Origin of the sequence: Micromonospora sp. NPDC050417, assembly GCF_044458865.1 — a bacterium.
Lineage (GTDB): Bacteria > Actinomycetota > Actinomycetes > Mycobacteriales > Micromonosporaceae > Micromonospora_G.
In genome coordinates this window covers 1-1,024 of the sequence record NZ_JBITIH010000077.1, presented here as the reverse complement: position 1 = coordinate 1,024, position 1,024 = coordinate 1, and the positions used below count along the sequence as shown (strand labels likewise).

Here is a 1,024-nt window from a genome sequence, read left to right as displayed (position 1 = left end):
CCCTGGTCCCATGCCTCACGGGTGATCTCCGCCTTGCCGGACAAGGGGCTTGGGGTGATGGTCTGGGTGGTGGTGACGTACGTGCCGGCGGTCGGCTCCTGGTTCTGCGTGTGGTCGCCGACCAGCCCGGACGAGCTGGAGAACTTCGGCACGATGAACGGGGACGCGTCGGCGATGGGGCCACGGTTGACGAAGTCCCACAGCGGCGTCGCGTAGTCGAGCTGATCGACCCACAGATCCGGCCGCTGCCGGGACGGGTTGAGCGCGGCGACGTCGGCCATGTCCGTCTCGAACTCGGCGGCGGTCGCGGACGATGCGACGAAGCCGCCGATCTGCCCTCGCGCGAAGGTCAGCGCCCGCTCGTACGACTCGCCGTCACCGCGCTGTGCGCGCCACAGGTCGGAGGAGAAATCGTACTGCGGGCCGGCGGTGAGATTGCCCTTGCGGTCGAACCGGTACGGGATCGCTTCCCGAACCTGGCTGGCCGCAATCGTCCGCCGGGTCGGGTCCACGCTCGCGCGCTGCTCCTGCGTTGACGGGGCCGCCGGGCCGAGGTGCGGCACGCCAAGCAGTGCACCGAGCTGGCCGGCGCGGATCAGGCCGTCGACCTGCTCTGCGGACAGCGTCAGCGCGCCGGTCGGCATCACCTGCTCGCCGGCCTGCGTCTGCGGCTGCTGCGCGGCCACGAGCGCCTGAATCGCGCCGGGCCGGGACAGAAGCATGGTCAGCTGGTCCTGGTTGAGTTGGACGCCACCGGCCGCCGGTGGCGTGGTCTGAGCCTCGTTCGGCTCGTTCTGCTCCGGCATGCCGGGCTCCTTCGGGGTTCGGCTCGCGGCCACTTTGGTTACGCGGGCATCGTCAAAAGCGGGCATCGGGGTTGACGACGTTTCGCGCCAGCTAGCGCGCTTTACGTCGTAGACCTGGTCTTTCTCGTTCCACTCGACATCGCCGACCGTCGGGTCGAGGTTGAAGTCGACGCCGACCGACAACCCGTCGTACAGGCCGTGCTGCGCGTCGTACAGCA

Annotated in this window: 1 protein-coding gene; it reads right to left on the bottom strand. The window is 69.3% G+C overall.

Annotated features, from left to right (window positions below; genetic code table 11):
• Positions 1 to 989, bottom strand: a 989-nt coding sequence (locus ACIBF5_RS32730; protein ID WP_396816760.1) for a hypothetical protein, incomplete at its 3' end; no start/stop codon positions are given.
• Positions 990 to 1,024: the final 35 nt, after the last annotated feature.